The following is a 2,537-nucleotide window of genomic DNA, read 5'->3' as shown; positions in this document are numbered from 1 at the left end:
GAACACGCGGCCTCCCAAGGACGAGCGCGGGCGGGTGCGAGCGCAAACGGGTCGTGCGGTGCCCCGGTGTCCCCCGGTGGCGGCGTCGCGGCCGCCCGCGCCGCGGTCCGCGGCCCCGGTGCCCCCGCCGGGCAGGCCCCCGCCCCGCAGGCACCCGCGCAGCCCGCCCCGGAGCACCACCAGCCGATCGCCCCGCAGCAGCCGACGGCGCCCGAGCCCGTCCCGGCCGCCGCGCCCCCGGAGGCCCCGGCCCCCGGCGCCTGGCCCGGCGCCGCCCGGCCCGGCTCCGGCCTGCCCGCGGCCCCGGCCGCCCCCGCGCAGCCCGCCGCCCCCGCCCCGGAGTCCGCGGCCCCCGCCGCCCCCGGTGCCTGGCCCGGCGCGGCCCGCCCCGGTTCCGGTCTCCCGGCCGCGCAGCCCGCCGCCGCGCAGCCTCCGGCCCAGCCCGCCCCGGGCGCCTGGCCCGGCGCCGCCCAGCCCGGCTCCGGGCGCCCCGCGGCCCCGCAGCCCGCCGCCCCGGCCCAGGCCCCCGCCCCGCAGCAGGCCGCGCCCTCCCCGGCGATGGCCCAGGGCGCCGGCCAGGTGCAGGCCATGTGGCCGCAGGTGCTGGAGGCGGTGAAGAACCGCCGCCGCTTCACCTGGATCCTGCTCAGCCAGAACGCCCAGGTCGCCGGCTTCGACGGCAGCACCCTCCAGCTCGGCTTCCCCAACCCCGGAGCCCGCGACAACTTCTCCAGCAGCGGCAGTGAGGACGTGCTCAAGGCGGTCCTCGCCGAGCAGTTCCAGGTGCAGTGGAAGATCGACGCGATCGTCGGCGGCTCTCCCGCCGCGGGCGCGGGTGGCGGCCCGTCCGGCGGGTACGGAGCCCCCGGCGGCGGCTACGGAGCCCCGGCCGCGCCGGCCTTCACCCCGCCCCCGGTCGCCCCCGGCCCCGCTCCGTCCTTCACCCCGCCCCCGGCCGCGCAGGGTGCCCCCGCCCCGGCGGCCCGCCCGCAGGCGGCCCCGGAGCCGCCCCCGGTGGCCCCGGAGGACGACGTCCCGGAGGACGACGACCCCGACCTCGTGGACAGCGCCCTCACCGGCCACGACCTCATCGTGCGCGAGCTCGGTGCCACGGTCGTGGAGGAATATACGAACGAGTAGCGGGCCGGGTTTGGGGTGCCCGCACAAGGGGCACCCCGGCGCGCGGGCTAGGCTGCCTCCCGTGAAGGTCCTCGTCATCGGCGGCGGCGCCCGCGAACACGCCCTGTGCCGCTCTCTGTCCCTCGACCCCGACGTCACCGAGGTGCACTGCGCCCCGGGCAACGCAGGCATCGCCGAGGTGGCGGCGCTGCACCCGGTGGACGCCCTCGACGGCGCCGCGGTGGCCGCGCTGGCCCGCGGGCTCGACGCCGGTCTCGTCATCGTCGGCCCGGAGGCCCCCCTGGTCGCCGGGGTCGCCGACGCCGTGCGCGCGGCGGGCGTCCCCTGCTTCGGCCCCTCCGGGGAAGCCGCGCGGCTGGAGGGCTCCAAGGCCTTCGCCAAGGACGTGATGGCCGGGGCCGGTGTGCCCACGGCCCGTTCCTACGTGTGCACCACCCCCGCCGAGATCGACGAGGCCCTCGACGCCTTCGGCGCCCCCTACGTGGTCAAGGACGACGGCCTCGCCGCCGGCAAGGGCGTCGTGGTCACCGGGGACCTGGCGGCGGCCCGCGCCCACGCCCTGGCCTGCGACCGCGTGGTGATCGAGGAGTACCTCGACGGCCCCGAGGTCTCCCTCTTCGCCATCACCGACGGCACCACCGTGCTGCCGCTCCAGCCCGCCCAGGACTTCAAGCGCGCCCTCGACGGCGACCGGGGCCCCAACACCGGCGGCATGGGCGCGTACTCCCCGCTGCCCTGGGCCGACCCCAAGCTGGTCGACGAGGTCCTGGAGACCGTGCTCCAGCCCACCGTGGACGAGCTGCGCCGCCGCGGCACCCCCTTCTCGGGCCTGCTGTACGCGGGCCTGGCGCTGACCTCCCGGGGCGTCCGCGTGATCGAGTTCAACGCCCGCTTCGGCGACCCGGAGACCCAGGTGGTCCTGGCCCGGCTGCGGACCCCCCTCGCCGGGGTGCTGCTGAACTCCGCCAACGGCACCCTCCACGACCAGGCCCCGCTGACCTGGCGCGAGGACGCGGCCGTCACCGTGGTCGTGGCCTCCCACAACTACCCGGACACCCCCCGCACCGGGGACGTCATCGAGGGCCTCGACGAGGTGGCCGCCGAGGACGCCCCCGAGGCGTACGTGCTGCACGCCGGCACCCGCCTGGACGAGGGCCGGGTCGTCAGCGCGGGCGGTCGCGTGCTGTCCGTGACGGCGACCGGTTCCGATCTGGCGCAGGCCCGGGATCGCGCGTATAAGGCGATCGCCCGGATCCGCCTCGACGGATCCCAGCACCGCACCGACATCGCCGCCAAGGCAGCCGGAGTCAGCTGAGATCCGGCCGCCGTACCGCCCCCGCGCCCGCTTCCGGGCGTCGGCGGGCCCGCGGCGGCCCCCACGTGATCCCCGGGCCCGG

General features: G+C 78.8%; 1 protein-coding gene and 1 pseudogene. Both read left to right on the top strand.

From position 1 onward, the window contains the following. A pseudogene (locus tag ABTZ17_RS36625) lies at window positions 1-1,140 on the top strand (DNA polymerase III subunit gamma and tau); the annotation flags it as partial. A 61-nt stretch (window positions 1,141-1,201) separates the two neighbouring features. Beyond that, window positions 1,202-2,455, top strand: coding sequence for a phosphoribosylamine--glycine ligase (gene purD, locus ABTZ17_RS36620; protein ID WP_352200149.1), 1,254 nt, complete (start codon window positions 1,202-1,204; stop codon window positions 2,453-2,455). The last annotated feature ends 82 nt before the right edge of the window (window positions 2,456-2,537 follow it).

Source organism: Streptomyces sp. NPDC097619 (genome assembly GCF_040302735.1).
Lineage (GTDB): Bacteria > Actinomycetota > Actinomycetes > Streptomycetales > Streptomycetaceae > Streptomyces.
The sequence above is the reverse complement of the archived record's forward strand: the minus strand, read 5'-3'. Positions and strand labels throughout refer to the sequence as shown.